26 protein-coding genes are annotated in these 26,362 nt (G+C 58.2%); 7 read left to right on the plus strand and 19 right to left on the minus strand.

Translation table 11 applies throughout. The features are described from left to right. The first annotated feature begins 48 nt into the window (after positions 1-48). The 5 genes from FJ145_09985 (at position 49) to FJ145_10005 (ending at position 5,344) form a co-directional block, all read left to right on the plus strand. Positions 49-996 (plus strand): hypothetical protein, encoded by a 948-nt coding sequence (locus FJ145_09985; GenBank protein ID MBM4261748.1) that lies wholly within the window; start codon positions 49-51, stop codon positions 994-996. Beyond that, positions 989-1,762, plus strand: a complete 774-nt coding sequence (locus FJ145_09990; protein MBM4261749.1) for a molybdopterin-binding protein — start codon at positions 989-991, stop codon at positions 1,760-1,762. The genes FJ145_09985 and FJ145_09990 overlap by 8 nt, the downstream gene beginning before the upstream one ends. Before the next feature lie 92 nt (positions 1,763-1,854). After that, on the plus strand, positions 1,855-2,763 hold the full coding sequence (locus FJ145_09995; protein MBM4261750.1) for a cobalamin-binding protein: 909 nt from the start codon (positions 1,855-1,857) through the stop codon (positions 2,761-2,763). Positions 2,764-3,211: 448 nt separating this feature from the next. After that, positions 3,212-4,534, plus strand: a complete 1,323-nt coding sequence (locus tag FJ145_10000) for an MATE family efflux transporter (GenBank protein ID MBM4261751.1) — start codon at positions 3,212-3,214, stop codon at positions 4,532-4,534. Between the two features lie 78 nt (positions 4,535-4,612). Next, positions 4,613-5,344 (plus strand): SDR family oxidoreductase, encoded by a 732-nt coding sequence (locus tag FJ145_10005; protein ID MBM4261752.1) that lies wholly within the window; start codon positions 4,613-4,615, stop codon positions 5,342-5,344. Between the two features lie 76 nt (positions 5,345-5,420). On the opposite strand, the gene FJ145_10010 is transcribed toward FJ145_10005, so the two are convergent. From FJ145_10010 to FJ145_10060, 11 genes are all read right to left on the minus strand, one after another. Further along, a complete protein-coding gene (locus FJ145_10010) occupies positions 5,421-5,813 on the minus strand; it encodes a prepilin-type N-terminal cleavage/methylation domain-containing protein (GenBank protein ID MBM4261753.1) in 393 nt (130 codons plus the stop codon). 171 nt (positions 5,814-5,984) lie between these two features. Continuing rightward, on the minus strand, positions 5,985-7,073 hold the full coding sequence (locus tag FJ145_10015; GenBank protein ID MBM4261754.1) for a cupin domain-containing protein: 1,089 nt from the start codon (positions 7,071-7,073) through the stop codon (positions 5,985-5,987). A 118-nt stretch (positions 7,074-7,191) separates the two neighbouring features. Further along, positions 7,192-7,896: an iron-containing redox enzyme family protein gene (locus FJ145_10020; protein ID MBM4261755.1), complete on the minus strand. Its 705-nt coding sequence runs from the start codon at positions 7,894-7,896 to the stop codon at positions 7,192-7,194. A gap of 148 nt (positions 7,897-8,044) precedes the next feature. Next, a complete protein-coding gene (locus FJ145_10025) occupies positions 8,045-8,761 on the minus strand; it encodes an iron-containing redox enzyme family protein (protein ID MBM4261756.1) in 717 nt (238 codons plus the stop codon). A gap of 85 nt (positions 8,762-8,846) precedes the next feature. Continuing rightward, on the minus strand, positions 8,847-10,316 hold the full coding sequence (locus tag FJ145_10030) for an ethanolamine utilization protein EutA (GenBank protein ID MBM4261757.1): 1,470 nt from the start codon (positions 10,314-10,316) through the stop codon (positions 8,847-8,849). Between the two features lie 130 nt (positions 10,317-10,446). Further along, a complete protein-coding gene (locus tag FJ145_10035) occupies positions 10,447-11,397 on the minus strand; it encodes an ABC transporter substrate-binding protein (GenBank protein MBM4261758.1) in 951 nt (316 codons plus the stop codon). Next, positions 11,394-11,930, minus strand: a complete 537-nt coding sequence (locus FJ145_10040; GenBank protein ID MBM4261759.1) for a hypothetical protein — start codon at positions 11,928-11,930, stop codon at positions 11,394-11,396. The genes FJ145_10035 and FJ145_10040 overlap by 4 nt, the downstream gene beginning before the upstream one ends. Before the next feature lie 3 nt (positions 11,931-11,933). Continuing rightward, positions 11,934-12,866: an ABC transporter substrate-binding protein gene (locus tag FJ145_10045; GenBank protein ID MBM4261760.1), complete on the minus strand. Its 933-nt coding sequence runs from the start codon at positions 12,864-12,866 to the stop codon at positions 11,934-11,936. A gap of 169 nt (positions 12,867-13,035) precedes the next feature. Beyond that, entirely contained in the window at positions 13,036-13,959 is a 924-nt protein-coding gene (locus FJ145_10050; GenBank protein MBM4261761.1) for a dihydrodipicolinate synthase family protein, read from the minus strand. Between the two features lie 35 nt (positions 13,960-13,994). Continuing rightward, on the minus strand, positions 13,995-14,777 hold the full coding sequence (locus FJ145_10055; GenBank protein ID MBM4261762.1) for a hypothetical protein: 783 nt from the start codon (positions 14,775-14,777) through the stop codon (positions 13,995-13,997). A gap of 484 nt (positions 14,778-15,261) precedes the next feature. After that, entirely contained in the window at positions 15,262-16,368 is a 1,107-nt protein-coding gene (locus tag FJ145_10060) for an FAD-binding oxidoreductase (GenBank protein ID MBM4261763.1), read from the minus strand. Positions 16,369-16,544: 176 nt separating this feature from the next. On the opposite strand from FJ145_10060, the gene FJ145_10065 reads away from it, so the two are divergent. Next, entirely contained in the window at positions 16,545-18,365 is a 1,821-nt protein-coding gene (locus tag FJ145_10065; protein MBM4261764.1) for a VWA domain-containing protein, read from the plus strand. A gap of 278 nt (positions 18,366-18,643) precedes the next feature. Further along, positions 18,644-19,663 (plus strand): hypothetical protein, encoded by a 1,020-nt coding sequence (locus FJ145_10070; protein MBM4261765.1) that lies wholly within the window; start codon positions 18,644-18,646, stop codon positions 19,661-19,663. A 6-nt stretch (positions 19,664-19,669) separates the two neighbouring features. Here the strand turns inward: FJ145_10070 and FJ145_10075 are convergent, their stop codons facing one another. The 8 genes from FJ145_10075 to FJ145_10110 form a co-directional block, all read right to left on the minus strand. Next, positions 19,670-20,668, minus strand: a complete 999-nt coding sequence (locus tag FJ145_10075) for an ABC transporter substrate-binding protein (protein MBM4261766.1) — start codon at positions 20,666-20,668, stop codon at positions 19,670-19,672. Positions 20,669-20,763: 95 nt separating this feature from the next. Further along, the gene (locus tag FJ145_10080; GenBank protein MBM4261767.1) at positions 20,764-21,402 is read right to left on the minus strand and encodes a hypothetical protein; all 639 of its coding nucleotides are present in this window, start codon (positions 21,400-21,402) and stop codon (positions 20,764-20,766) included. 11 nt (positions 21,403-21,413) lie between these two features. Beyond that, entirely contained in the window at positions 21,414-21,884 is a 471-nt protein-coding gene (locus tag FJ145_10085; protein MBM4261768.1) for a hypothetical protein, read from the minus strand. Positions 21,885-22,068: 184 nt separating this feature from the next. Next, complete coding sequence (locus tag FJ145_10090; protein MBM4261769.1) at positions 22,069-23,022, minus strand: alpha/beta fold hydrolase; 954 nt, start codon at positions 23,020-23,022, stop codon at positions 22,069-22,071. Between the two features lie 125 nt (positions 23,023-23,147). Beyond that, positions 23,148-23,951 carry a uroporphyrinogen-III synthase gene (locus tag FJ145_10095; GenBank protein MBM4261770.1) on the minus strand — a complete coding sequence of 268 codons (804 nt, stop codon included), beginning with the start codon at positions 23,949-23,951 and terminating at the stop codon, positions 23,148-23,150. A 76-nt stretch (positions 23,952-24,027) separates the two neighbouring features. Then, entirely contained in the window at positions 24,028-24,657 is a 630-nt protein-coding gene (locus FJ145_10100) for a bifunctional precorrin-2 dehydrogenase/sirohydrochlorin ferrochelatase (GenBank protein ID MBM4261771.1), read from the minus strand. A 176-nt stretch (positions 24,658-24,833) separates the two neighbouring features. Further along, a complete protein-coding gene (gene cobA, locus FJ145_10105) occupies positions 24,834-25,637 on the minus strand; it encodes a uroporphyrinogen-III C-methyltransferase (protein ID MBM4261772.1) in 804 nt (267 codons plus the stop codon). Positions 25,638-25,651: 14 nt separating this feature from the next. Next, positions 25,652-26,227 (minus strand): hypothetical protein, encoded by a 576-nt coding sequence (locus FJ145_10110; protein MBM4261773.1) that lies wholly within the window; start codon positions 26,225-26,227, stop codon positions 25,652-25,654. Between the last annotated feature and the right edge of the window lie 135 nt (positions 26,228-26,362).

A 26,362-nucleotide genomic window follows, 5' to 3' on the forward strand; every position in this document is an offset into this window, starting at 1 on the left:
GCAAACTTTCCGGTCTAAGCTGCATCTAATGAAGAAAGCGGAGCTATCATGGAAACTGCAGCGCTCGTCTATCGTCACAACCGCATCACCCGCTTGACCCACTGGATCGACGCCATCGCCTTGATGATCTTGTTCATGAGCGGGCTGATGATTTTCAATGCCCACCCGCATCTTTATTGGGGCAATAAGTCCGATCCCGGCACCGCGTTTCTGACCATCGGCGCCCAAGGCAGCCGCGGCTTTGTGCAAATCTACGGCAACGAAATTCCCACCACCGGAGTGCTCGGCTTGCAGCACAGCGCCAGCGGCAATCAGCAGCGCGCCTTTCCCAGCCGGATCACCGTGCCAGGCTACTATTCGCTTGCCGATGGGAGGCTCTGGCATTTTTTCTTCGGCTGGCTGTTTGCCCTCAACGGCCTGCTCTATGTCATCTACAACGTTGTCACTGGCCACATGCGCAAATTTTTCTTTACTCCGCATGACGCCAAGCTGATTCCGGCGATGCTCGCCTACTACTTGAAACTGCGCAAAGATTCGCCGCAGGAGGGCGAGTACAACCCATTGCAGAAAATGGCTTATACCAGTGTCTTCGTCATTCTTACTCCTCTCGTGCTTTTGTCGGGGATGGCGATGTCGCCGCAACTCAACGCCGCGTTCAATTGGATGCCCGCCATGTTTGGCGGGCGGCAATCGGCGCGGACGGTTCACTTCATCCTTGCCTTCAGTTTTCTGTTTTTCGCCATGGGTCATGTCTTCATGGTCATCACCCAAGGCTTCTTTAACAACATGCGCTCGATGATCACCGGTTGGTACCGCGAGAAAGTTCCGGCGCCGGCGCCTGTAAAGAAACCGGTCGTGCGGCCGCCATCGAATCGCCCGGACATCGCCGCCGCTCTGTTGGCCGAAGAAAAATCTGCCGCACCGGCCAAGCCCATCGAGTTGGCGGAAGGCGCTGTGGTGAAAGTGGTGAAAAAGGAGAGCGACGAAAATGTCTAATCTGACGCGACGCCAGTTGCTCCTCAATGCCGCCAGCGGCGCAGGTTTTTTGCTGCTGTCGGGCTGCGAAAAAGTCTTCAATGCGCTAAGCGAGAACGACACGTTTCGCACGATGCTTTCGTCCGCCGAACAAGGCAACCGGCGCATCCAGCGTCTGCTAGCGGGCCGGCACAAACTCGCCCAGGAGTTCAGCGACAAAGATATTTCACCGTACTTCCGCCCGAACGGACTGCCGGCACCCAAGACTGACGACTATCGCGCCAACACTGCTAAAAACTGGACGGGATGGCATCTCGAAGTTGCCGGTTTGGTGCAAAAGCCTGGCTCTTTTACCATCAATGAGTTGAGGGCGATGAAGTCTCGCACCCAAATCACCCGCCACGATTGCGTTGAGGGTTGGAGTGCCATCGCTAAATGGAAGGGCGTGCCGCTGGCTGAACTGCTCGCCCGCGTGCAGCCAAGCACGAAAGCCAAGTACATCGTCTTTTATTGCATGGACACCGACAATCGCGGCAACGCCTACTATGAAAGCATCGACATGACCGACGCGCGCCACGCGCAGACCATTCTTGCCTACGAGATGAACGACCGCGCCCTGCCCATCGACCACGGCGCGCCGCTGCGCCTGCGCGTCGAAACCCAACTGGGCTACAAACACGCGAAATACATCTACAAGCTCGAATTCGTCGAGAGCTTCGAAAAAATCGTCCAGGGCAAAGGTGGCTATTGGGAGGACCGCGGCTACGAGTGGTACGCGGGAATCTGAAATTTCTCGGCGAGCACGCCCCGGGGATGCGCCGGTTAAGACATGAACTCTTTTCGGTAGCATAAGCGGCGCAGTTAAGTTATTGATCGACCATGCGCATCTGCTCCCTGCTGCCTGGCGCCACGGAAATTGTTTACGCCCTCGGCCTTGAAAAGGAGCTCGTCGGCGTCACCCACGAATGCGACTACCCTGCCGATGCGCAGTACAAACCCATCCTGGTCAAAAGCGCCATCGACCCTAAGCGCATGAGCAGCAGCGAGATCGACCGCAAGGTCGGCGAAATTCTCCAGGGCGGCAAACATCTTTACACGCTCGACCAGGAAACGTTGCGTCAAAGCGCGCCGGATCTGATTTTGACTCAGGGCCTGTGCGAAGTGTGCGCCTTAGATTACAACGAGGTGGAAAAAGCAGCGGCCAGTTTGGCACGCAAACCGGAAATCCTCTCGCTCAATCCGCATTCTTTGAGCGACGTGTTCGACGACATTTTACGTATCGGCGTCGCCACCAGCCGCCTGCTCGTCGCGCAAGCGCTGGTGCGCGACCTGCAAGAGCGCGTCGAACGCGTCGCGGTGCCATCATCGGGACGCCGTCCGCGCGTGGTCGGTTTGGAATGGTTCGAGCCGCTCTTCGTCGCCGGCCACTGGGTGCCGGAAATGATTTCCCTTGCCGGCGGCGACGACGCGCTGGCGCGCGCCGGCGAGCCCTCGCGCAAGGTCGAATGGCAAGAGATCGTCGCGGTGCGCCCGGAAGTGATCTTTCTCATGCCCTGCGGCTTCGACGCCCGCCGCGCCGTCAAAGAAGCCACGCCGCTGCGTGCCCTGCCCGGCTGGAACGACCTGCCCGCGGTAAAAACCAACAACGTCTTCGCGCTAAATGGCAGCGCCTACTTCAGCCGCCCCGGCCCGCGTTTGGTCAACGGTCTAGAAATCCTCGCGCACTTGATCGACCCGACAAAGGCCACGCTGCCCTTCGCGCCGGCCGATGCGACGACCTTCAATTGACTCAGGCGCTGACCGTGACCACACCCGGCGCGATATCGCTTGCTTCGTGACAGTCAGGGCGCCGGACCCCGATGCCGATGGGCTTATCACACGCCCCGGCTTTGGCACTCGAGTACATCCCAGTGTCCGGTCAGCTATGTAAAATACCGACGACCACACCGACAAACTGGTTGCCACCGCTGAGCGGAACCGACACGGAAATCTCCGGTTCTAACCTCGCCTTCAAGCACCTCCCCAATCAAGACAATGATGGGGGCCTTGGCCTTGTGCGCCTCGGTGATTTGAAAACGAAACCTCATCGATCCCGGTCTAGCACCGTCGCGAAAACTTATTCTTGTCATCAACAACTTGTCAATTCTCGCAGGTGTTCGTATATCCTATCTCAAATCTCATTTATAGATTTCCAAAAACGCGCATCGACGACGCGTTTTTCTCGGGCATCTTCACCTTGACGACTTCGCAAATATTAAAAGAAATACTCCGCCTCGCCATCCCGGCGATGCTTGCGTTGGCGAGCACGCCGCTTTTGAGTATCGGCGAGACGGCGATGATTGGCCGGCTCGGGGCGGAGCCGCTGGCGGCGCGCGCCATTGGCGCGGCACTCACGGGCGCGATCTATTGGGTGTTTGCCTTTCTAACCTTCGGTTCGACGACGTTGATCGGCCACCATTATGGCGCTGGGGACGTGAAAGCGTGCGGCGAAACCTATCTCCACGGATTATTCTTGGCAGTGATCGGCGGCGCGGCGATCGCCGCGGTCTGCATTGTTTTCGCGCCCGAGCTCTATCGTCTGATGGGTGCCGACGACAAAGTTGCCGAGCTCGGCGCGCGCTATTTTCGCGTTTACATCGCCGGCGCGCCGTGCACGCTGATCATGCTCGCCTCGGTCGGCTTTTTTCGCGGCGTGCAGAACACCCGCACGCCGATGGTGCTAGCGTTTTTCACCAACGGACTGCAGCTGATACTCGGCTATGGCTTGATTTACGGACACTTCGGTCTACCCAGACTGGAGCTGCTCGGCGCTGCCGTTGCGGCGGTGATCGCGCAGAGCGCCGGTGCGTTGACCTACGTGGGAAGTTTTTTCTTGGGGCGCGAGACGGCGCCCTATCGGCAGATCAGCTCGCAGATCTGCAAAGAGCGGCTTGTTCCGCTGTTTCGCATCGGCCAGGACCTCGCCATCCGCACCGGCGCGCTGCGCGGCTCGCTGGTGTTCGCCACCGCCACCGCGGCGCGCATGGGCGCGGTGACGTTGTCGGCCTATGAAATCGCGTTCCAGCTTTTCATGCTTTGCTCGGAAGTGATCGACGGCTTGGCCGTCGCCGGCCAAGCGCTGGTGGCGAAATACTTAGGATCGGGCCAAAGATCAACCGCCTTCCGCATGGGGAAAATTGTCACCGCCTGCGGCGCCGTCGTCGGAGTTGGCTTTGCGCTCTTCTTTCTCGCGACGCGCGAGCCAATTCTGCAATTTTTCACCAGTAGCACCCAGGTGCACGCCACACTAACGTTTGAGTTATTCGTCTTGGTCGGCCTGATGCAGCCATTCAACGGCATCGTTTTCGTCCTCGACGGGCTGCTGATCGGCGCCAAAGACACGCGCTATTTGATGTGGGCGATGCTTGCCGGCGGTCTGGGATTGTTCGTACCGATCGCCTGGCTGTCATTGCGCCAAGGCTGGGGACTGACCGGCTTATTGATCGGCATCAGCGCGTTGATGGCGTGGCGCTTACTCACGAATGGCTATCGCTTCGGCACATGGCGGCGAAGCGCATGAAACTGCACCCACCGCATTGATTCCGCACAATCACTAGTGATAGCGTCGGGCCACAATCAAATTTAGGAGTCATGCGTTATGGCTAAAACCATTGTTGTCACCGGCGGCGCCGGCGGTATCTGCTCTGAAATCAGCAAAGCCTTGGCGGCCGACGGCTTGAACGTCGTCGTTGCCGACTTCGCCCTCGACGGCGCGGAAAAAGTTGCGGCGGACATTCGCGCCGACAAGGGCAACGCGATCGCGGTCAAGGTCGACGTCGGCGATCCGAAAAGCGTCGCCGCCATGATCGACGCCGGCATCGCCAAGTTTGGCCAGGTCGACAACATCTTTTGCGGCGCCGGCGTCATGGACCGCGTGCCGATCGTCGACATGCCCGAAGAGATGTGGGACCGGCTCATGCGGATCAACTTGAAAGGCGTGTTCCTCTGCGCTCAGGCCGCGGCACGCCACATGATCCCACGCAAAGAAGGACGCATCTTGAGCATCGCCTCAGGCCGCGGCGTCGCCGGCCAGCCGCGCTCGGCGCACTACGCGGCCTCGAAAGCCGGCGTCATCGCTTTTACCAAATCGCTGGCAGTCGAACTTGCGCCGGACAACATCACCGTGAACTGTGTTTGCCCCGGCGCCACCGACACACCGATGTCGCGCATCGGCTTTACCAACGAAGCTTTCAAGAAACGCGAAGAGATTCCGCCGCTGATGGACGGCTTGACCCACAAGTTCGAGATCGTCGGCCTAGTTCGTTACCTACTCTCCGACGCGGCGAAATACATCACCGGCCAGACTTATTTTCTGCGCACACCGAAGTAAGTGTCTCCAAGCATGGGGGCTGGGAAGCTTGGCTATCTCCGGCTCCCTGCCCCCATGCTCTTGGCTCCCTGCCCAATCAGTTGGTTTGGCCGGTGGTACTATTGTAGGTAAAACTTGCCTGCGTGCCGCCGGGCTTGGTAGCCGTGACGTTAAAATCCGTTGGCCCTGTAAAATTGATGACCAGGTTGACCCCATCCGTTTGACGAAAGCCGAAGTTAGATATCTGCGCCACTGTGGTCGGATAGGTAAAGATCGTGGAGTAGTAGCTTTCCATCGCCATCACCGCATTTTTGATATCCGATTTCATCTGGGTATCGACGCCGCGTGCGCGATGAACCGAGACCTGCGGAATCGCTATGGCAACCAGGATGCCGATCACGGCGAACACGACCAAGAGTTCGATCAACGTGAAACCCTTCGTCTGCGCCAAGATTTTGGCGCCACCGTTTTTTTCCCTACCGTTCCGCATCGAACTTTGACGTTGTCCTGAGGCAAGACCCTAGGATATTACCGAAACCTCCCTAACCTCTGCCCATGCCGTACATGAGTCCACAGCACTGTGAAATACTGAGCACGAATGCAAAAAGGGCGCCGAGCCGTTCGGCCCTGCGCCCTTTCATACAAGCTGCGCTGCTAAGACCTATTTGTCGAACATCGGCATGCGCGGCGTGGCGCCGCTCTCGTTGCATTTCTTCAAGAAGAACTGGTGTATCTCGGGGTTCTGATCCTGATACTCGATCTGCGCGCCGCCGTTCTTGACGTCCTCGCCGGTGTCCTTCAAGTCTTCGACTTTGTATTTGAAGCCCCAGGGTTTCAGCGCTAAATAGCGCGCCGGCTCGGCGCCCGAGTTGAAGTGCTGGTGCCACCACTGCATGGGCGGTGTGAACATGCTCATGCGGCCCCACTCGACGTGGCGCTTAGTGCCATACTCGCCTTCGGGCCAAAGGAAGGAGTAGCCGGAGCCGGTGAGCATGACAATATGCGCGCCGGCGCCGTGGCGATGCGCTTTTTTGTATTTGCCGACGGGAAACTCTGACAGGTGCGCGCTCATGGTGTTGTCGACGAATTCAAACAATGTCGTGCGATTGTCACCGCCGCGCTCTTTGTAGTCCTTTGGCTCGAATGCCCAGAGGTCGGCGATAAAGTTCGACTCCCAGACCCGGCCTTTCTTGATATCCGGTCCCAAGTAGCGGCCACCCGCGGTGCTCCAGGCGTCGGCACCGCCCTCGTAGCGATCGGCGAAGGTGAAATTGTTGCTGAAGATGTAATCCAGATTGCGATAGCGGTTGATGATCACCGGCGCATCGGTGAGCGAAACCATCCGCACCGGTTTGTCGCCTTGGGCGTTGAAGTGCTGGTGCCAGGCATTGAGCGGCGTCGAAAACAGACTACCCCTCTGCCATTCGAGCGTGTGTTTCTTGCCGCCATCGTTCCAAATGGTCGTCGCTCCCTGCCCTTCCAAGATAAATACGGCTTTTTCATACATGTGGCGCTGCGGCTTTAACTGTTTGCCCGGCGCGATCTCTTCCACCACCGTGTCGCACATGCCGCCGGCGCCGTCCTGATTGACAAACGCCGCCTTGCCGCCGTTGCGCCCCCAATCGCCCAGCTCGAGCTTAAGCAGGTCAGGAACGATAAATCCTTTGTGAACGGGAATCTGTTCCCATTCCTGGTAAATCTCATAGGGGCTCTTCTGCGAGTAGGCCGACGCTTCGTTCAAGTTTTTCATCTTAAGCTCCTCCGAATTTCTTGGCGTATTGGACTACTGGAGTGATGGAGTATTGGGCTCGGAGTTCGGAACCCGTAACTCCAGTACTGCAACACTCCATCACCCCATCACCCCATTCTTACTTAATCTGTTCCATGTAATAGCCCAGGGCGCCGCGATACGCTCGATCGATGGCCATGGAATCGCGCGCGCCTTGCAAACACAGCTCGACGTCCTGCGGCGTCTTCACATAGCGCTCGAAGATCTCCGAGATATTCTCCGAATGATCCATGTCGGCAACCACGTGCACATCGAGGGAGATCATTCTTTTCAAGTTAATGCCCAGGTCGTTCTCGAACTTCTTGCCGACGCGAAACGACATGCCGCCGCCCTTGACGATCTTACCGTTGTTGCGCCGCTCGAGCATATGCGACGCGGCGTAGGCGGTAAGCCAGTGGCTGCGCATGGCGACATGATGCCAGGCGTAGAAGCAAGTCTGCACCATCGCCGGCACGGCGGCGTTATCGAAATCCTCGCGCTTGAGACCGATCACCTCGCCCTGCTTCACCGTCAGACTGAAATGATCCATGCCGGCGCGCGGGTCGTTGATCAATTCATCGCTCTCATGTTCCCAGACTTTGCGCTTCACTTCGAGGGGCGCGCCGCCTTGGACGTAACCCCAGCAGTCGCGTCGATTGGCGGTATACAGGGCATTTTGCACGACGTAGAACCGGCCGCGCTCCATGGTCAGCGGCACAGCCAAAAAGTTTTTGAACTCGACACTATCAAATTGATCGTTGACCATTTGGTCAAACTGCTTTAACAAACCGTCAACTAAGCTCATGATTCCCCCAAGGGCTTTGAAAATCCCAACGCACAGAAGATGCGGAACATGCTTCGGCAAGCATGAACGGATACGGCAATCATTTGCGCTTGTGCTCCGTTCGTCCTGAGCCTGTCGAAGGACTCCGAAATTATTTGCAACCTTTCTCTTACGCCAACTCTGCCAGCATATCCGCCAGGTGCCCGCGGTAGACCCGGTCGATCATCAAACTCTCTTTGGCGCCGCGCAGTATCGCTTCCTGCGCCGCTTCGCTGGTCGCGTGCTTGCGCGCGATCTGCAACAGCATGTGGGCGTGCTCGACGTCCATCACCACGTGCTCGGCGTTGTTCACCTGTTTTTTCATCGGGATGCCGAGATCGCGCTCGAAGATTTGCCCGATCCGGCGCGACAATGAGCCGCCCTTGATCAACTCGGCGGAATTGCGGATTTCCAGAATCGCCGACGCTGCTATCGCCTCCAACCAATTTTTCTGCGCTAAACGAATCCACGAGCTGAAGCAAACTTCGCCGCCCTCATTGCGCGCCGTGCGTTCAAACGCCTCGGCCGTAAGACCAAACACTTCCCCTTCCTTAACTGCCAACGTGATATGATCGGTCTTGCCTTCGCTCTTGCGGCCGATCAGCTCGTCCTCTTCATGCGCCCAGATCATCTGTTTCACATCGAGCGGCGACGAGCCCTGCACGTAGCCCCAGCAGTCGCGCCGGTTTTGCACGTAATAGGCCATTTGAATCGAATAGTGCTGCGCCCGCGCTTTGGTAAATTTCGCATTGAGCAATCTTTTAAAAGACGCCGACTCGAACTGCTCATTGCACAAACGAACCAATTCGCCCCATAACTTGTCTACGCCAGTACTTTCCGCTCCCATGACTTACTCCTGGTCCGAATTCTCTATCCGAGCCTGTTGCCTCGCGCCTGCTGCCTTCCCAATTACCTACAATTCGCGTCATCATTCAAACGCCAAAGGCCAGGCTCTTGATCACCACCGGCACAAAGCCTTCTTCCGGTACGACTTCGCCGACGTCGATGAAGTCCAGCTCCGACAAGGTCACCTCGTCGATGCATGGCATGTTCCACTTGGCCGAAAGCATATTGCCCATCACCTGACCGACGTTCTGGCCGAAGACCAGCGCGATCGGCCGATCGTCGGCGTTCATGCGCGCCAACGCGGCATCGATGCCTTTGGCCATATCTTGCACGGCGCCGTAGCCGACGAAAGGCGGCGTCGAAAAAGCCAAAGCGAACGGCGTGCCGCGCACTTCGGCATCGCGCTCACCGAGCACTTTGGCAACCGTTTGTTCGACGCGCTCCGCCACCGGCGCCTGCCAATCGGTCTCCGCGACGAACACGCGCAGGTTGCGCACCGGCAGCGCAAACGTCGGCGGCACGAAGATGGTCTCGCCGCTCAACTGCACGGTGTATTGCGACGCGCCGATCACCGTGGCGCGAATCCCTTCGCCGGCTTCGTAGATGTCGAAGCCGCGCTTCTCAGCCTCACCGCGAATCTCCCGTCCAAGATAGGGACCAAGATCGCCGAAGGCGGCCGCTTCGCGCGCATAAATGTATTCGGAGACGCCGCCGGAAAACAGCAAACCGTCGACTTTAGCCAAACTGCCGAGCGCCGGCGTGACATAGAAATCATCCCACGGTTGCTGCCCAGTCGTGACCGCCTCGAACAGCGCCCGCGCCATGCGTTGCGCCAAGCGCGCGCGCAGCTCGGTCGGAACCTTGGCGCCGTAGTCGAGATTTTGCCCCAAGTCGGCGAGAAATCTTCGTCCGCCTTTTTCTAGCCGGACGATCTCGTCGCTGCCGTTGTGCGCCACCAGACGCGCGCCGATATTGACCGCCGTCGTGGCGCGAATCCTCCCCTCTACGATCAAACTGATTTTGGTCGTGCCGCCGCCGATGTCGATGTTGAGGAGCGTCAGCCCTTGTTCGCGGCTTTGCTGTACCGCGCCGGAGCCGTGCGCCGCCATGATCGTCTCAAGCGTCGGCCCTGCCGTCGCGCAGACAAATTTGCCGCTCTCGTCGGCGAACAGCCCAGCGATTTTCGCCGCATTGTCACGCCGCGCCGCCTCGCCGGTGATGATCACCGCGCCGGTGTCGATATCGTCCCGCGACAAGCCCGCTTCCTGGAACGTGCGCTCGACCAATTCACGCAGCGGCCCGGCTTCGATATTCCAATCGCCGGAGAACGGCGTCAGTAAAATCGGCGAGCGGGCAATCACGTTGCGTTCGAGCACCACAGGTTTGCGCTGCAACATCGACGGATAGCCGATCAGCAAGCGCGAAAACATTAAATGCGAAGTCGAAGAACCGATGTCGATACCGACGCTGGTCAGATGCGTATGCGGCCCGACCGCGCCTTCATGATCGTGGCCGCGGTCGCCGTGACCGCCGTGTTGATGGGTGATGATCGCCATGAACGAACTCTCAAATTCTGCAACGAGTTTTCTTTAGAGAACCCATTCTTTGCCTCCCCCTTTGAAAAGGGAAGCTGTGAAAAAAACAAATCCCCCTGTGTGCGCCTTTTTCAAAGGCGGGAAACGCCGTCTAGCCTGGTTCATCGATCTGAACAAACAAATCGCTCAGCGTGACCTTCTTCGCCAACAGCCCCTGCTCCTCCGCGTAGCGCACAATGGTGTTCAAGACCTTCTCGTTCCCTTTGATGCCAAACTTCCACGGGTCCGGCCCCATCACCGCGCGCTGCTCTTCCCACACCTGCCGGTTCCAGACGAAGTTCGAGTAGGTCGCGTCGGCGTCGTCGCGCAGCGCGAGGTTTTTCGCCTCGACGCAGGCGTCGAACATCTCCTGGGCCGCGCCAGGATGCTTTTGCAAATAGGCCGCATGAAACGTGATGGCATGGCTGGTGGGAAAGATTGCCGTGCGCTTGAAGAAATCCTGCTCCACCGCTTTGGAGTCGCGCAGCAATCGACGCCAACCTTTCTCTTCGGGAAAGTCCGGCACAATGATCGCGTCGAACTCTCCCTGGAGCATGCGCGCCGCCAACGAAACTTGGCCCGCGACGAAGTCGAGCCGGGTGCCACTCGGCAACGTAATGTCGACCTTGTTCGCTCGCGGCATCACCCAGTGAATGTCGGCCGGCTTCACACCGTATTCGTCGCCCAAAATACCGCGTGCCCAGAGGCCAGCGGTGTTGAGCCAACTCGGAATGCCGACTTTTTTGCCTTTCAATTCTTTGGGATCTTTGAGGGGCGAGTTTTCCGGCACAAACATGTAGGACTGGCGAAACTTGCGATTGGGAAATACCGGGATCGCCATGTAGGGCGCGCCGCGGCTCTTGAGCGCCAGGTACATGGCCAGTGAAAACTCGCCGGTGTCGAACTTACCTTCGAGAAACTGGTCATGGCCGAAGCCGTCGTCTTCAAACGCAATTGCCTTCAATTCAAAGTTTTTCAGCTTCACGCGCCCATCGCACAGCGCCTTGGCGCGCAAATGATAGCCAGCCGCCAAAGATAGCACCGGCTTGTTCGCTTCACTCATCGCAGACTCCTCAACACCGAGGCTTCCAAGGAATTTTGCTGCAAGCCGACCATGCTGACGATCGTGCTGCCGGTCTGAATGAAAGTAATCTTCTTCACGTCGACGCCGCTCTGCGACAACATCCAGACGCCGGCGTTATGACTCTCCGAACCGATGCGCGGCACGCCGACCTTTTTCCCTTCCAAATCCTTCGGCCCCTTCATCGCCTTGCCGCCGACCAAGGAAAACAACGGCGCCCGGTACAATACCGCCGTCACTTTCAGCGGCGCATTCTTGCGCGCTGCGTCGATCGCCGTGCCCACGCCGGACATGAAATCGAGATCCCCCGACACGACACCGGCGACCTGCAAATTGCTGCGAATCTGGATCAGCTCCGGCTTCAACCCTTCGCGCTCGAAGTAACCCTTGCCCTGGGCAAAATAGCAAGGCATCAAGACAACGTTGCGAACCGAGAGGCCGACTCGAACCGTGTCTTGAGCATGGGCCTGGGCGCCGAAGAGCGAAAGCGCGAAAAGCAAAACTCTGACAGTCATGAGCTACTTCAGATTCCTGACCAACGAAAGATCGAACATGTCCGCCACCGAAAGCGGCTTGGGGAGCTCGGCGCCTTGATAGGAGGTTTCGAGATATTTTTGCAGCTGATCATTGTGCATCGTCATCGAGTCGATGATCACGCCGTTGATGTCCTCATAGGACTCGGTGGCATTGGTCTGGCTGACGCTAAAGTTTTTCGCGATGTACGAAACCACCGCAGGCTTGTCGCGTTTAATCGCGGTCAACACGTCGCGCATGGCGCGCAGCATGTTGCGCACTTGATCGGGCTGGCGCTCCAACTTTTGCCGGCTCGCCACCAGTCCCAGCCAGGGCGAGTCGATCAATTGCCGGTTGCGCACTAGAACTTTGTAGCCCTTCTCCGCAACGATGCCGGTAAACGGCGGGCTCAGAATCGCCCCGTTCACCACGCCCTGCTGGAGCGACTGCAGGCTTACCGTCGTGCTGCCGGTCTGAATAAACGTTACCTTCTTCGGATCGGCGCCACCGATCTCGAGTAGCTGCGAGCCATAGCGATGGCTATCGGAACCGATGCGCGAGACCGCGACTTTTTTGCCTTCCAAATCTTTGGCATTGGCGATCGCCGGCAAGCCAACCAAGGAAAACAGCGGCGCCTTGTACATCACCGCCACTGCTTTGAGCGGCGCGCCATTGGCAATCGGATAGGCGGCCGGGCCAATGGCAGGCGTGTAGTCGATCTCGCTAGACACCACGCCCGTCAATTGCAGGTCGCTGCGCATCTGAATCAACTCGACGTTCAAGCCGTGCTTGTCATAAATCTTCATGTCGCGCGCATAGTAGAACGGCAAGAACACCACATTGCGCACCGACAAAGCCATGCGCACGCGCTCCTGGGCGAACGCGTTGGGCAGCGCGCTTGCTATAAAAAAAATGATGAGACCTAAAATTTTTCGCATATCCTATCCCTGTCCCCTCGCCCTTGAGACGGTGTCGCAATGGAGAAAATCAGCCGTTTTGTCATCGAGCGTGAGCGAAGGATCTGCTCTTTCGTGCGCTTGCATTCAGCAGATTCTTCGGGTCCGCCTCAGAATGACAATTGCGACACAGTCTCCTTAGAGAGAAAGCCTACGCCACCGCCTTGGCCGCCGAGCCAATGATCTTCAACTCCGTAAACAGATCTCTTATCTCATCATAAGCCTCGCGAGTCAGCGGCTTGGACGGCCAGCGCGGATACATTTTCACATCGAAACCGCGCAGCCGCATGCCCTCGCAGTAAATCGTCCGGCCAAACGGCCCAGCTAAACGCAAAAAGATATCGTGGATACGAATGATATCTTTCTGCAGCGCCAACGCTTTCACCGCATCGCCGGCGTCGATCGCCTGCACCAATGTAACACCGATCTCCGGCGTCACCGCCAACGGTGGGCTGATCGTGCCGGCGACACCCACGGACATTGCCGAAACCAAGTTGCTCGCTAAAGCATAGGGTGCGAACGGCGCTTTGACCAGTTTCATATACGCCATCGCCTCGTCAACGCTACCCATCGCCAGCTTAGCGCCGAAAATATTTGGCACCGCTTCGACCAGCTTCGCCATGAAAGCGGGATGGATGTTGTAACCCGAGTAGCGCGGATTGTTGTAAACCAGAATCGGCATGCCGAGGGCGCGGTCGACCATTTTGAAATGTTCTATGACCTCGTACTCCGAACGATCGGCGTAGTAATACGGTCCGACATGACCAATGGCGTCCGCGCCGATCGACTTGGCGTGCCTCCCTAAATCAATCGCCGTGTAGGGATCGATGGCACCGATGTGGACCACGACCGGGACACGCTTCTTCACTTGCTGGATCGTAATCTCGGCAACTCTCTTGCGCTCCTCTGGATTGAGCGCGGGTCCCTGTCCATACGAACCCAAAATAAAAAATGCCTGCACGCCACAAGCGACGAACCACTCCGTCAACTCACGCATCATCTTCTCATCGATGCTGCCGTCCTCACGAAAGACGGTCGGAGTCGGCAAAACAATTCCTCTCACCAGGTCCTTCATCAAAACCTCCGAAATTATCCATTTTCAATTTTCCATTATCCTTTAATTCTTTCCGCTTCTTCCAAGGCGGCTCGCAACATCGCGCCGTGCAAATCGACCGAGGTCATGGCGCAGTACTCCAAGCCGTAAGTCGGCCGCTCCTCGGCCATGCCATTTTCCAGCAATCTTTGCAGTGCCAGGCGGTTAAAGCTCGCATGACCCATTACACCGTCTTCATGTTCTTCGAGATCGGCCTCGACATGGGTCGCAAAATAAGTCGCCTTGGCGCGATCGAAACCGTAGTGGGTCGTCAAAGCTTTGTAGCACGCGGCCGACCAGTGGCCGATCTGCTCTTCCGTGGTCGTGGCGGAATACCACTCTGCGGCGCTGCCCTCGTAGACTAGGCTGCGCATGAAATCGATCTTGCCGCGAAACTCGGACAACATCGACGAAGTAAAGACTTCTTCTTCGGTCAGCCCGAACGCCTTGGCCGTCTCCATCATCACCAGAAAATGGCCCGGCGGCTTGGGATGGATAAACTCATCGGCGATCTTCTCACCGATGGGCCCCATCAAATCGCGGTTCACTTTTAAGAATGTGATGTTCTTATGATAAGTGCAGGCGGTCAGCGTATTGATCTCGATGGTAAAGGCACCCCAATTGCGAAAAAAAAGCTGCAGCGTCTTGAGCGGCAGCTTGCCGGCCATCAACTGCTGCATGAACGGTTTTTGATTGACCCGCGCTTCCCAGCGCTCGCGCACTTTGCCATAAAGCTGGTCGACAATCGCTTTGGCATCCTGACTAGAATATTTCTTGCCGCGCTCGATGCTGACGGACATCTTCTGCCTCCGAATATTTGTTCTTTCCCCTTCCGGCTACCTAACACGATGACGGGCGCGGTGAAACCCTGGAGGAACGAACGCATCAGCGCCAATCTTTCAGAAAAATTCGTATGGCTTCGCATAAGATCTCGACCCTTGCAGAGCCCATCAAACGGCAAAGGCGACCGGCCGGTCGCCCCGACAGGGCGGCTTCAATGCGATGCCCTGTTGCGTTCGTTCCGGAAGGGTTCCACCGCGCGCGACGCTATGGCACGGACACTTCAGCGAATCTTCAATTCTGTCTCACGCTGATTGTACCTTATGCCAAGTTTGTGGCGGGAGCCCGAAGGGGGATTTTCACCACGAAGGGCACGAAGTACACGAAGGCAAGAGAAGAAAACAGTGAATTCTTTTCCGACCTTCGTGTCCCTTCGTGATCTTCGTGGTGAAAAACATGCGAGCGTGTCACAACGATAAGCGTGTTTATTAGTGAGACACTACACTAGTTGAACCGCCCCGGCGCAAACGCCTCTGCCTTCTTTCCACGTCCAGCAATCAACAAATCCGCCGCCAACTCCCCCACGGCCGCACTGGTGGTCATGCCATGACCGCCCAGCCCTGCAACCCAGAATAGACTTTTCACGCCTTGGTCCCAGCCAATGATAAACCTGCCGTCACTAGTGAGCGTGCGAAAACCGGCCCAGCTTCGGCTGATGCTCACCTCGGACAGTGCCGGCATGTGGCGCTGAATTTTTTCCGCCAAGACTTCCTGCACGAAGCCATTCACCGGCGGATCGCCGGGCGGCAGCTCTTCCTGATCGCAGGCGCACAGTAATAAACCGTCGCCTTCCGGCCGGAAATAAATATCGTGGGTGGTGTCCCAAACAAACGGCCAACCTTTGTCGACCCACGAAAGCGCGCCAGAGACGAAAAGATGGCGCCGGCACGGCCGCATCGGCAGCGTTTTGGCGCCGGCTAGCCCGGCCAGCTGATTAGCCCAGGCTCCAGCGGCGTTGACGATCACCTTGGCAGTAAATCGATCGCGGCTGGTAACGACCTCGCAGTCGCCGCTCGACGCACGCAACTCGCGCACGGCGTGGTTGTACTGCACTCGCGCGCCACTTTTCGCTGCCGCTTTGAGATAGCCGGAGAGCAGCGCGTGAATGTCGACGATGCCGTCGCTGCCGCACCAGAGCGCGCCATCAAACTCGGCGCGCTCAAGGATCGGCACATGTTTCTTAGTTTGCTGCGGTGTCCACAACTCCAGTTCGATACCGGCTTGGCGGCCGATCGCGGCATCGTTTTGCAGCTTGGCCCAACCGGCACCGGCGCCCAACAGGAGCGAGCCGGTGCGTTTGAAAGAAACCGGTTCAGGAAAATCGTCGGGCACATTGCGAATAAAGTCAGCGCCCTCCAGGGTCAAGCGCGCGACCTCGGGCTCAGGCACACACTGGCGCACGATGGCAGCGTTGCGGCCGGAGGCATGAAAACCGGGGATGGCTTCTTGGTCGATGATGAGCACATCCCGCACGCCGCGACGGGTCAATTGATAGGCCGTGGCCGCGCCGGCAAAGCCGGCGCCAATGATGAGGTATTCGAAGCGCTCCATGATCGTCGAAACTCTTATTTCATATCCTATTCACAATCGTTCATCCACCCCGTGGCCTCGCTGGCGCTCGGAATTTCAGATGACAAATTTCAGATCTCACACTTGACGGAAACTAGGCTCAGGCATCCTCAAAAAACTGTTTGAATCACCCCTGATCTGCGCTATAGTCCTGCCAAATGCGTATTCACCGCTACACTGAGTGGGACGGCACGCAAACGGTGCAGTTCCCCACCACCGACGATCTGCTCAAGCAGCTCTCCGACAACTTGCTCGAAGAAGAAGGTGTGCGGCGCGCGTTGCGCGACCTGATGCGGCGCGGCTTTACTTCGGAAGACGGCCAGCGCTCGGTCAAAGGCTTGCGCGATTTTCTCCGCCAGGCCGATGAAAAACGGCGCGAGTTGCTCAATAAATATTCCCCCGATTCGTTCAAACTGTCGCCGGAAGAGCAGCAAAAGATGATGGACAAGCTCGGCAACATGGCCGAGAAGCTGGAAGCCTACCACGAGCAGATGCGCAACTTCATGGAGCGCATGTCGGGCCAGCACGCCGACCGCATGAACGAGATGCAGCAGCGCATGCAGGAAGCCTACCAGAAATACCAAGAGCTGCAGAATCGGTTGAAGCATCAGATCAGCGACCGCGGCATGCCGCAGCCGCAGCCCGGCAGTCAAGATTTTCAGAGCATGATGGACATGCTCGACCGCATGAACCAACTGCTGCAGGACGAGAACTTTCTCAAGAACCTTCCGAGCATGATCGACCGCGCCGCCGACGATCTGGAAAACATGCTCGACAATCTCGATTCGATGACGCAAGACCAACTGCAGCAGTTGAGCGACATGATGCACCAGATGCAGCAGTTGGAACAGCTGATGAATCAGTACCCGTTCCAAGGCTCGCAGAGAATGGGCATGGGCGAAGCCGGCCAAATCTTGGGCCAGCTGCGCGGCCTCGAACGATTTCTGCGCTGGGGCCAGCGCGGCATGGGCGACCCGTCGGAATTGGACATCGAAGAGCTGCGCGAGCTGTTGGGTGAAGAAGCCTACGAGCAGCTAAAATATTTGAAAGGCGTCGAGCAGATGCTCGAAGAAGAAGGCTACATCCAACGCACTAGCCACGGCTTAAAGCTCACGCCCAAGGGCATGCGCAAGATCGGCGATAAGGCGCTGCGCGAAATTTTTCAGATGCTCAACAAAGGGCGCTGGGGCAACCACAACATGTCCAAGCGCGGCTCCCAGGGCGAGCGGCTCGAAGAGACCAAGAAATACGAGTACGGCGACCCGATGAACGTCAACATCACCGAGACGTTGATGAATTCGTTGGAGCATAAAAAACCCGGTGAGCCGGTGCGCATCGGCCCCAACGATTGGTCGGTGGACCGCGTCGAGTACTCCACCGCCAGCGAGACCGCGCTGTGCATCGACGTCAGCTATTCGATGCTGATGAACGACGCGCTCCACGCCGGCAAGAAAGTCGCGCTGGCGCTGCACCGCCTGATCGAGACCAAATATCCCCAAGACACGCTGCATCTGGTCGCCTTTCGCTCGAACGCGAAATTGATCAAAGCCGAAGATCTGCCCAACATCGTTTCGCTGACTTATTTCATGGAGCATGGCACCGACATCAAAGAAGCGCTGCGCTTTTCGCGCCAACTATTGGGCTCGCATAAAGCTACCAACCGGCAAATTATCTTGATCACCGACGGCGAACCGACAGCGGCGAGCTTAGACAAAGGCGGCCGCCTGCACAGCGGCTGGGGCTCGGCGCTCTTGCACAGCCGCATCGTTCACGAGACCTTGAAAGAAGTGAAGCGCTGCACCCAGAGCGGCATCAAGATCAACACCTTCATGTTGGGCGCCGACTTTTATCGCCAGGGTTTCGTCGACCAGCTCTCGCGACTCAACACCGGCCGCGTCTTCTACACCACCCCCGATCAGATGGGCAACTACATCATGGTCGACTACATCGCCAACAAGCGTAAGCGCGTCCGCGGCTAGCCTGCCCCGCTACCTCCACCCTCGCTATTTTGGATTTTGGATGGTTCGGACGGGGGGCTATGAAATATCAAATCCCCCTGTGTGCCACTTTTCCAAAGGGGCAAGATGCAGCTGGATTCCGGTTGCCCCTCTTTGGAAAACAGGGGCTAGAGGGGAGATTTGTGGGATGGGGCTGGAGAGGCTCATGATTTTTTCACATGCGCAGGGATCGAGAGGGCCTTGGCTAGCGTCGGTTCTTTGCTAGTATTCCAACAAGACTTAGAAAGGTGGATGGTTTCATGATCAGCAAGCTTGTCCAGGTGCTCGCCGTTGTTGTTTTCGCCGCTCAGGCTCAAGCGGCCGGCGATGATTTTTATCGCGGCAAAAGCATACGCATCGTCGTTGGATTCTCCGCCGGTGGCGGCTTCGACACCTACGCGCGCACACTGGCGCGTCACATGGGCAGGCATATCCCTGGCAATCCGAGCGTAATCGTCGAGAACATGACCGGCGCCGGCAGCTTGATCGCCGCCAATCACGTTTACAAAGTCGCCAAGCCCGACGGCCTGACCATCGGCCATTTCATCGGCGGCTTGTTCCTCGGCCAAGTTTTGGGACAAGCGGGCGTCGAGTTCGACGCGCGCAAGTTTGAATTTATCGGCGCGCCCATCAGCGATCATGTGGTCTGCGCCATGACCAAAGCAAGCGGCATCACCAGCGTTGAACGATGGATGGCGTCGAAGACGCCGGTCAAAATGGGCGGCATCGCCCCCGGCACCTCGACCCCCGACAACGCCACGCGTATTCTCAAAGCGGCGCTCGGCCTGCCGACCCAACTGGTAACCGGCTACAAAGGCACTGCCGACGTTCGTCTGGCTGCAGAAGGCGGCGAAGTCGCCGGCGGCTGCTGGGGCTGGGACTCGGTCAGCGTCACCTGGCGCAAAGCGCTCGACACCGGCGACGCCGTCGTGGTGCTGCAAGCCAACCGAAAAACCCATCCGGATTTGCCCAACGTGCCGCAAGCGAGCAAACTCGCCAAGAGCGACGAGGCGCGCCGCCTGATCGAGGTCGGCATCCACGCCGACAGCGACATCGTCCGCACCTACACGCTGCCTCCAGGCACGCCGAAGGACCGCGTTCAGGCGCTGCGCAAAGCGTTCGACGCCACGCTCGGCGACCCCGAGTTTCTCGCCGACGCGAAAAAGTCGCGGCTCAACGTCGAGCCCGTTTCGGTGACCGAGTTGGAAAAGGATATCGGCGGTCTGTTCAAGCTCGACCCGGCGCTGGTGAGCAAGCTCAAAGAGGTGCTGTACAACTAAGTTTAACTAAAGCGGACTTTTGCCCCACAGCTTGGTGAAAAACCCTTCGTCGATCAACTCCTGCACCAGGCTGTTGTCGTAGAACTGCTCCGGCTTGGCGGTTTTAGCCTTGGGATTTTTCTTGGCGCTGTCCTCGATGCTTATTTGAAAGGCCGGCGGTTTCACCAGCGGCACTTTTTCGATGAAGTCGTAGCCATAGACCAAACTGCCCTCGAGAATAGCCGGATCTTTGATCTTGGTGTATTTGGAAATAATCGCCTTCGCCTCTTCCTTGCGTGTGTGCATGAAATGAACGGCGCGGCCGTAGGCGCGCAGATAGGCTTTGGCCTGGCTGCGCCGCTCGCGCACGAACTTGCGCGTGGTGGTGATGCCGACGTGCAGGAACGGAATATTTTCTTTCGATAAATTCGCGATCATATGCGCGCCGCCCTGCTGCGCGTGGTAGGCCATCGGCTGGGAGAACGCCGCCGCATGCACGGTGCGCTTCGACATCGCCGTGGCGATTTCCGGCAGCCCGCCGAACTGCACCAACGGCACGTCCTTGATCGGTTCGAGCCCATACTTGGTCAAGAACATGCGAATGCCGACATCCCCGGACGAGCCAAAGCGGGTCACACCGACGGTTTTGCCCTTCAGGTCGTTGACGGTTTTTATCTCCGGCGTCGCCATGATGTAGAACGCCACCACGTTCGTGATGCCGCCCATGGCGACCAGATCGCCGCCCTGTAAACCGACGTCAACGATGACCTGGCCGTTGGCCGGTGAGATCATCACTTCTCCGGCTAAGGTCGCCTGCGCCACCGTCGACGAGCTCGGAATGTAAACCAGCTCGGTGTCGATCCCCTCCTGCTTGGCAAAGCCCGCGTCCTGGATGGTCCAGAACGTCGCGTTTAGCGCGCTGATCGACGAGTAAGCCTGAACGAACTTTTGCGCCTGCAAACGCGCGGGCAATAAACACAGCAGCGCGAGTAAAGTAAGACTGAAAATTTGTCTTCGATTCGTCATATCCGTCCTAGCCGTCCGATCCGTCCAATTTCTGTTCCAGCACAGCTACCGGCACTAGCCACGAGTGTCAAGCCGTGCCTCGCCCGGCCTGATTCTCACTCTTCGGCGGCCGCGTTGACAATCAACTGTAACAGCTCGCTCGCCTTTTGAATGATCGGCGCTGCCATCGGCTCGTCCTGCATCACAGCGAACGGGCCTTCGCCAAAATACAAGCCGTCTGAAACCAGAAACGTCAATCGCACGTTGCCCGGTTTCGGCGCCGGCAGACGTGGCATGTCCCACGGACCGATTTGATTGACGGCCACCTGCGCAAACTCGACGGCTTCCTTCGCCTTCGCCGCCAGCTCCGGCGGCGCGCCTTCGAAGACTGCGACTTTGCCGCTGTGGTTGATATAGCGCACGCGCCGATCGGCATAGGCCGCCAAAACATCGAGCCCACCCGGCAGCGCCACTTCGACAACCAGCCCGAGTATCGTGCGCGCCGGCACGGCGTGGCCTTGGGCGCGCAGCAAATTATAGGCGAGCAACCGAATGCGGCTCTCTTCGCCGGCATCGTCGGCAAGGCTCCTAATCTGGCTTTCTTGCGCCGCGGGATTGAACAGCACATCTTGCCACGCCAGCGTGGCTTCCATTGTTTTAGGCTTGAAAAGCGACGGCTCGTCACAAAACAACAGGTTGTAAAACATGTTCAGTGCGGCTTCCTGATACGGTGCCGGCAATTGGGGCGCTTGCATAAGCCAAGTCTCTAAGCAGAAATGCCCGACTTAAATTCCGCCGCGTCGATTGTGACCGCTTGGCCGAAGCCGGCAATCAAACGCGCCGACAGAGCTCTAACGACGAACAGCTTAAAATCGGAAAATTCGAACAGCGGCGCCGCGTCGGGAAAACGTTCAGCGTAGGCTGCCCTCGCGGCGGCGTAGCCTTTGTGATCACGCTCGCGCACGCGCGCCCGGCCTTGTAGGGTCACACGCGCCAACGCCTGCGCCATTTTCTCCGAGCTTTCCGACTCCGCGATCAACATACTGACTTCAGGGTTTTTCAGCATATCGCGGGTGTGGGAGGCAAGTTTGCTCACGTGGATCACCAGCGCGCCGTCGGCGGCGACGGCAAACGGCACCATCGAGACGAACGGCTTCCCGCCGTGGAGCGTTCCCAAGGCCGCGACCTTTCGACCGCGCACCAGCTGTTGCAAAACATGGGCAAAATCAGAATTCATGTGATCCCCATTCCTCCCAGATCATGAATCGTTAACACCACAAAACTCGTAAGAATGCTACGACAAGCTCAGCATGAACGGATCGTTCCCAACGATTTCAACCTCGGGTCCATTCGTCCTTTCGGCAGGCTCGGGGCGGGCTCTCAACCCTGTCGAAGGGCTCCGAAGAGTTTTCGGTAGCCTGCTAGAACTGCACCAAAAATTCTCCCACGGTCTCGCGCCATTTTCCCGGCGTCGCGGCAACGATCGGCGTATGCGGCACGCCGGCAAACAAGACGAACTTGGCGCGCGCGCCCATGGATTCGGCGATGCGCCCCGCCTCGGCAGCCGAGACGCGGGCATCCTTGTCGCCATGGAGGATCAACGTCGGGCATCGAACGGCGCGCGCATAGTCGGCCGGATTGTGGGCAAAAAAGTTGAAGCGTTTCTGAACGCTGCCCCAAAACAGCAGCAGCTCGGCAAGCGGCCAGCTCGGCAGTCCCATCGCCCGGAAGCGATTCCTGCCGGTGTTGAGCAAACTGTCGAAGACCGCCTCGATAATAACGCCATCGGGCTGAACCCCATTTGCCGCCACCGCGCGCAGCACCGCCGCTCCTCCCATCGACATGCCGTACAGGACAAGCCTTCGATCTGGCCAAGCTCGCTTCGCATAGTTCACAACAGCAGCCACATCATCAGCCTCCTTCACCCCAATCGTCGTGCCGCTCCCCGACGAATCGCCCGAACCGTAGAAATCCACGAGCAGGGCCGACGCACCAAGAGCATGGAATACGCGCGCCGTGCTCACCAGCGTCGATTTGCTGACCGCGTAGCCGTGAAACATCAGGATCAACGGCCGATTGTCTTTGCCCGCAATGTGCCAAGCATCGAGGACAGCGCCATCGTTGGCAGGAATCCGGTGCGTCGTAAACGGCAAAGCAAATTGCGCCGGTGTATTGCCGTTGCGCGGCCGGGGGACGTTGACGCCGGCAACGACAACACCGAGTTTGTCCATTAGGCCAAGCTGTTCCGGCCGGGCCGTGCGCTCGCCGCCTTCGACAAAGCGCGTCATCGCCCGCGCCTGCATAAAGGCAACGATGTTGATGGCCACGACGGAGCCAAGCACGGTAACGACGAGAAGTTTGCTGAAGAACTTCAACGCGGGGCGCCTGCTACCTAATACGGCGTTGCCACTCCCGTGGATTTCGACTGAGGTGCAGGACCGCGAGCACGACGATCTTTCTATCCTTCGAGCCGCATCATAGCGCAATGCTTACGCACCCGCTAGCGACACTCGTCCTCAGCCAATGCGCTCCGCTGTTTATCGGCGAGAATGTTCCGCGCAATCGCCGCCGCCTGCGCGACGAGCGATCCCATCTTCGGCGGCGCTGCCTCGACATCTGGTTTGATCCCAACTTGTTCCAGCACTTCGGTGCAAACCGGACCGACTGAAGCCACGACGATTTTCTTGAGGGCGGCTCGCAACGGCACCTCGGCTTTGTCGTAGGCGGCAATCTTGAAAAGATGATCGACCTGCGCGCCGTTGGTAAACAGTACAACGTCGACGGTGCCGTTAAGAATATTGAACGTTGCGTCTCTCAGCGGGGCGATATCTTCCGGCAACGCCCAGCGATAGATCGGCATCGAAGTAACTTGCGCACCGCGCTGCTCCAGCGCCGCGATCAATTGCGGATTGGCGATGCCGTATTCTTGAATCGCGATGCGCTTGCCCGGCAAGTCTAAGGCGCCATCCAGCGTCGCCAACAATTCACGCCAGGTATTGGGCGACGGCGCCACGAGCGTGGGCTGCAACCCGAGTTCCTTCAGGGCTGCCACGGGTTTGGGGCCGCGCGCGACCAGTTGCACCTGCCTGAGCGCAGCGACGATTTTCTCTTGTGGATATTGACCGAGCAGCGTTTCGTTGAGCGCCTTTGTGCCGACACCTGTGAGAAGAATGAGCAGATCGAACTTGCCGCCTTCTATCTGTGCGAGAAGATCTAAAGCCGCGCGGTTTTCGCTGAGCGGTACTTCGCGCATGGACGGAGCGACAATCGGCTCGCCGCCGTAGCGGCGAATCAGCTCGCCCATTTCCACCGCGCGCCGGCTCTCCAAGGAAACGACGCGCAACCCGCTTAATCCTTGCCGTGGGCCAGCTTCCACCGAATTACAGCTGAACGTTCAAGTCTTTGAGAAACATCGCCCGCGCCTTGGCTTGATCACCGCGCATCAACAGCTGACGCACCTCGCCGCCCAGCGCCTTTTGCCAACTTTCGAACGGCAGGCTGATGCCTCTCTGGTGCAGCTCTGCACGCACCTCGGCCGCAAGTTTCACCAAGGCTTCGTATTCGGCGGTGAAATAAAGCTCTAACTCCTCCCGGATCGTGCGCGCCAGCGCGGGACTCTGGCCACCGGTGGAGACCGCCACGGTCAAGTCGCCGCGCCGCAGCACCGAGGGAAGAATAAAGTCGCAGCGATCTGGGTCGTCCGCCGAATTGATCAAGGTGCCGCCGTTTTGGCATTCGCGATAGACCGCCTCGTTCAAATCTGGGTCGTCGGTGGCGGCAAAAACAATATTGAACCCGACGGTGTCGCCGGCGCGATAACGGCGCGCCAAAAGTTTCAGCAAACCTTGCTTGGACCAGCGCGCGACGTTGTCCGTCACTTCGGGGCTGACCACTGTCACCTCGGTACCGTTTTCAAGCAGAGCGGCGATCTTGCGCTCCGCCACCGTGCCGCCACCCACCACTAAGCAGGGGCGCCCGTTCATTTCGACGTAAATCGGTAAATAACCCATTGAACTTGTCTGCCTCTCGCGCCACGTTGTCGATCATAGTGTTATTTACATTTAACCCGTGAAACGCATCACAGACAAACGGTTCGTCGCTGAAATATTTCATTTCCTCCGCCCAGCGGAGCAATTCTTCGGCGAGCTGTCGCTCGCGCCACTCAAACAATGGCTCATCCATAGGCTTATCTCTCCGTCATTCGATCCGTATCCGGCCGTTGCGCAACCATCTCCTGCACGAGCTCCCGGTCTGACATGAACCAAGCCAACGTTTGTCTCAGACGTACCACTTCGCCGACCACGACCAGCGCCGGCGATTTGATGCCAGCGCTTCTCTCGACGATATCGGCCAACGTGCCGACAACGGTTTCCTGTTTGGCTGTCGTTCCCCGGTGAATTACCGCCACCGGTGTCGCCAGCGGCCGGCCATGGGCTAGCAGTTTTTCGACGATGGAGCGAATGTTGTGCAGCCCCATGAGAATCACCAGCGTATCGACCGCCGTGGCGAGCTTGGCCCAGTCCACCGACGATTTCGACTTGATCGCTTCATGGCCCGTGACCACCGCGAAAGAGGAGGCATAGTTTCGATGCGTCAGCGGAATCCCCGCGTAGGCCGGCGCCGCGATGGCCGAGCTGACACCGGGAACGATCTCGAACGGAATTCCCGCGGCCGCTAGCACCTCCGCTTCTTCGCTACCCCGACCAAAGACAAACGGATCGCCGCCTTTGAGGCGCACGACTTGGCAGCCCTGCAACGCGTAATTGATCAGGACTTCGTTGATGTCGTTTTGCGCGATGGAATGGCGACCAGCCTGTTTGCCGACAAAGATCTGCTGGGCGTCGGGCGCTGCCTCCTGCAACAACACGGCATTGACGAGTTGGTCGTAAACGATAACCTGCGCGGCGCGCAACAACTTCAAGCCGCGCACCGTCAATAGGTCCGGATCCCCCGGACCAGCGCCGACAAGATAGACTTTGCCTGTTGCCATCGAGATTTGCTCTGCTAGGTGCGCGCCAGATTGGCGAGCAGCGCCGCGGCGTCGAACGGCTGCTGCGCTTGGAGCGTAACATTGAGTCGTTTGCGCGGATCAGTGTCGCGCTGTACGGTGAATGCCGCGCCGGCGAACAATGCGTGCGCCAAACCTTCGACCTCTGGCTTCAACTCGGCAAATGCAGCTTCGGTATTCGGTCCCAATAATCGGTCGTTCACTGCGATCTTGATCTCTCGGCCGGAAAAACTCAGCTCGCCTTTGAGCCTGGCATCGCTCTCCAGTTTTCGGCAGCTCTCCAACGCGGCACGTAGGGCGGCTTTGACGACTTCGCCGCTCGATCCTCGTACCGGAGCTTTCTGGGTAAACAGCAAGCCGCGGCGATTGTCGGTCTCGTCGATACCGACGTTGGCGCCGTTAGCCACCAGCACGACCCCCGGTCCGGCGGCCATGTGGCTGTAGTCGGCGACGTCGTGGTAGACGCCGTCGGTGGCCTGAATCCAACTGTGAAAGACGTCGATGAAATCGGTCAATGGGATGCTGTTGGGTTTTTCGGTGAAAATTTTGACGGCGAGTTTTTGTAGTTCCATGTTCATAGCTCCAGAAAATCCCCCTGTGTCCTTTTTTTCAAAGGGGGAAAATCAATCCACCTTCTGAATCCGGTTCCCCTCCTTGGCAAAGCCTGTCCTGAGCCTAGTCGAAGGGAGGGGTTAGGGGAGATTTTC

The organism is Deltaproteobacteria bacterium (genome assembly GCA_016874755.1).
Taxonomy (GTDB): Bacteria; Desulfobacterota; Binatia; order UBA9968; family UBA9968; genus DP-20.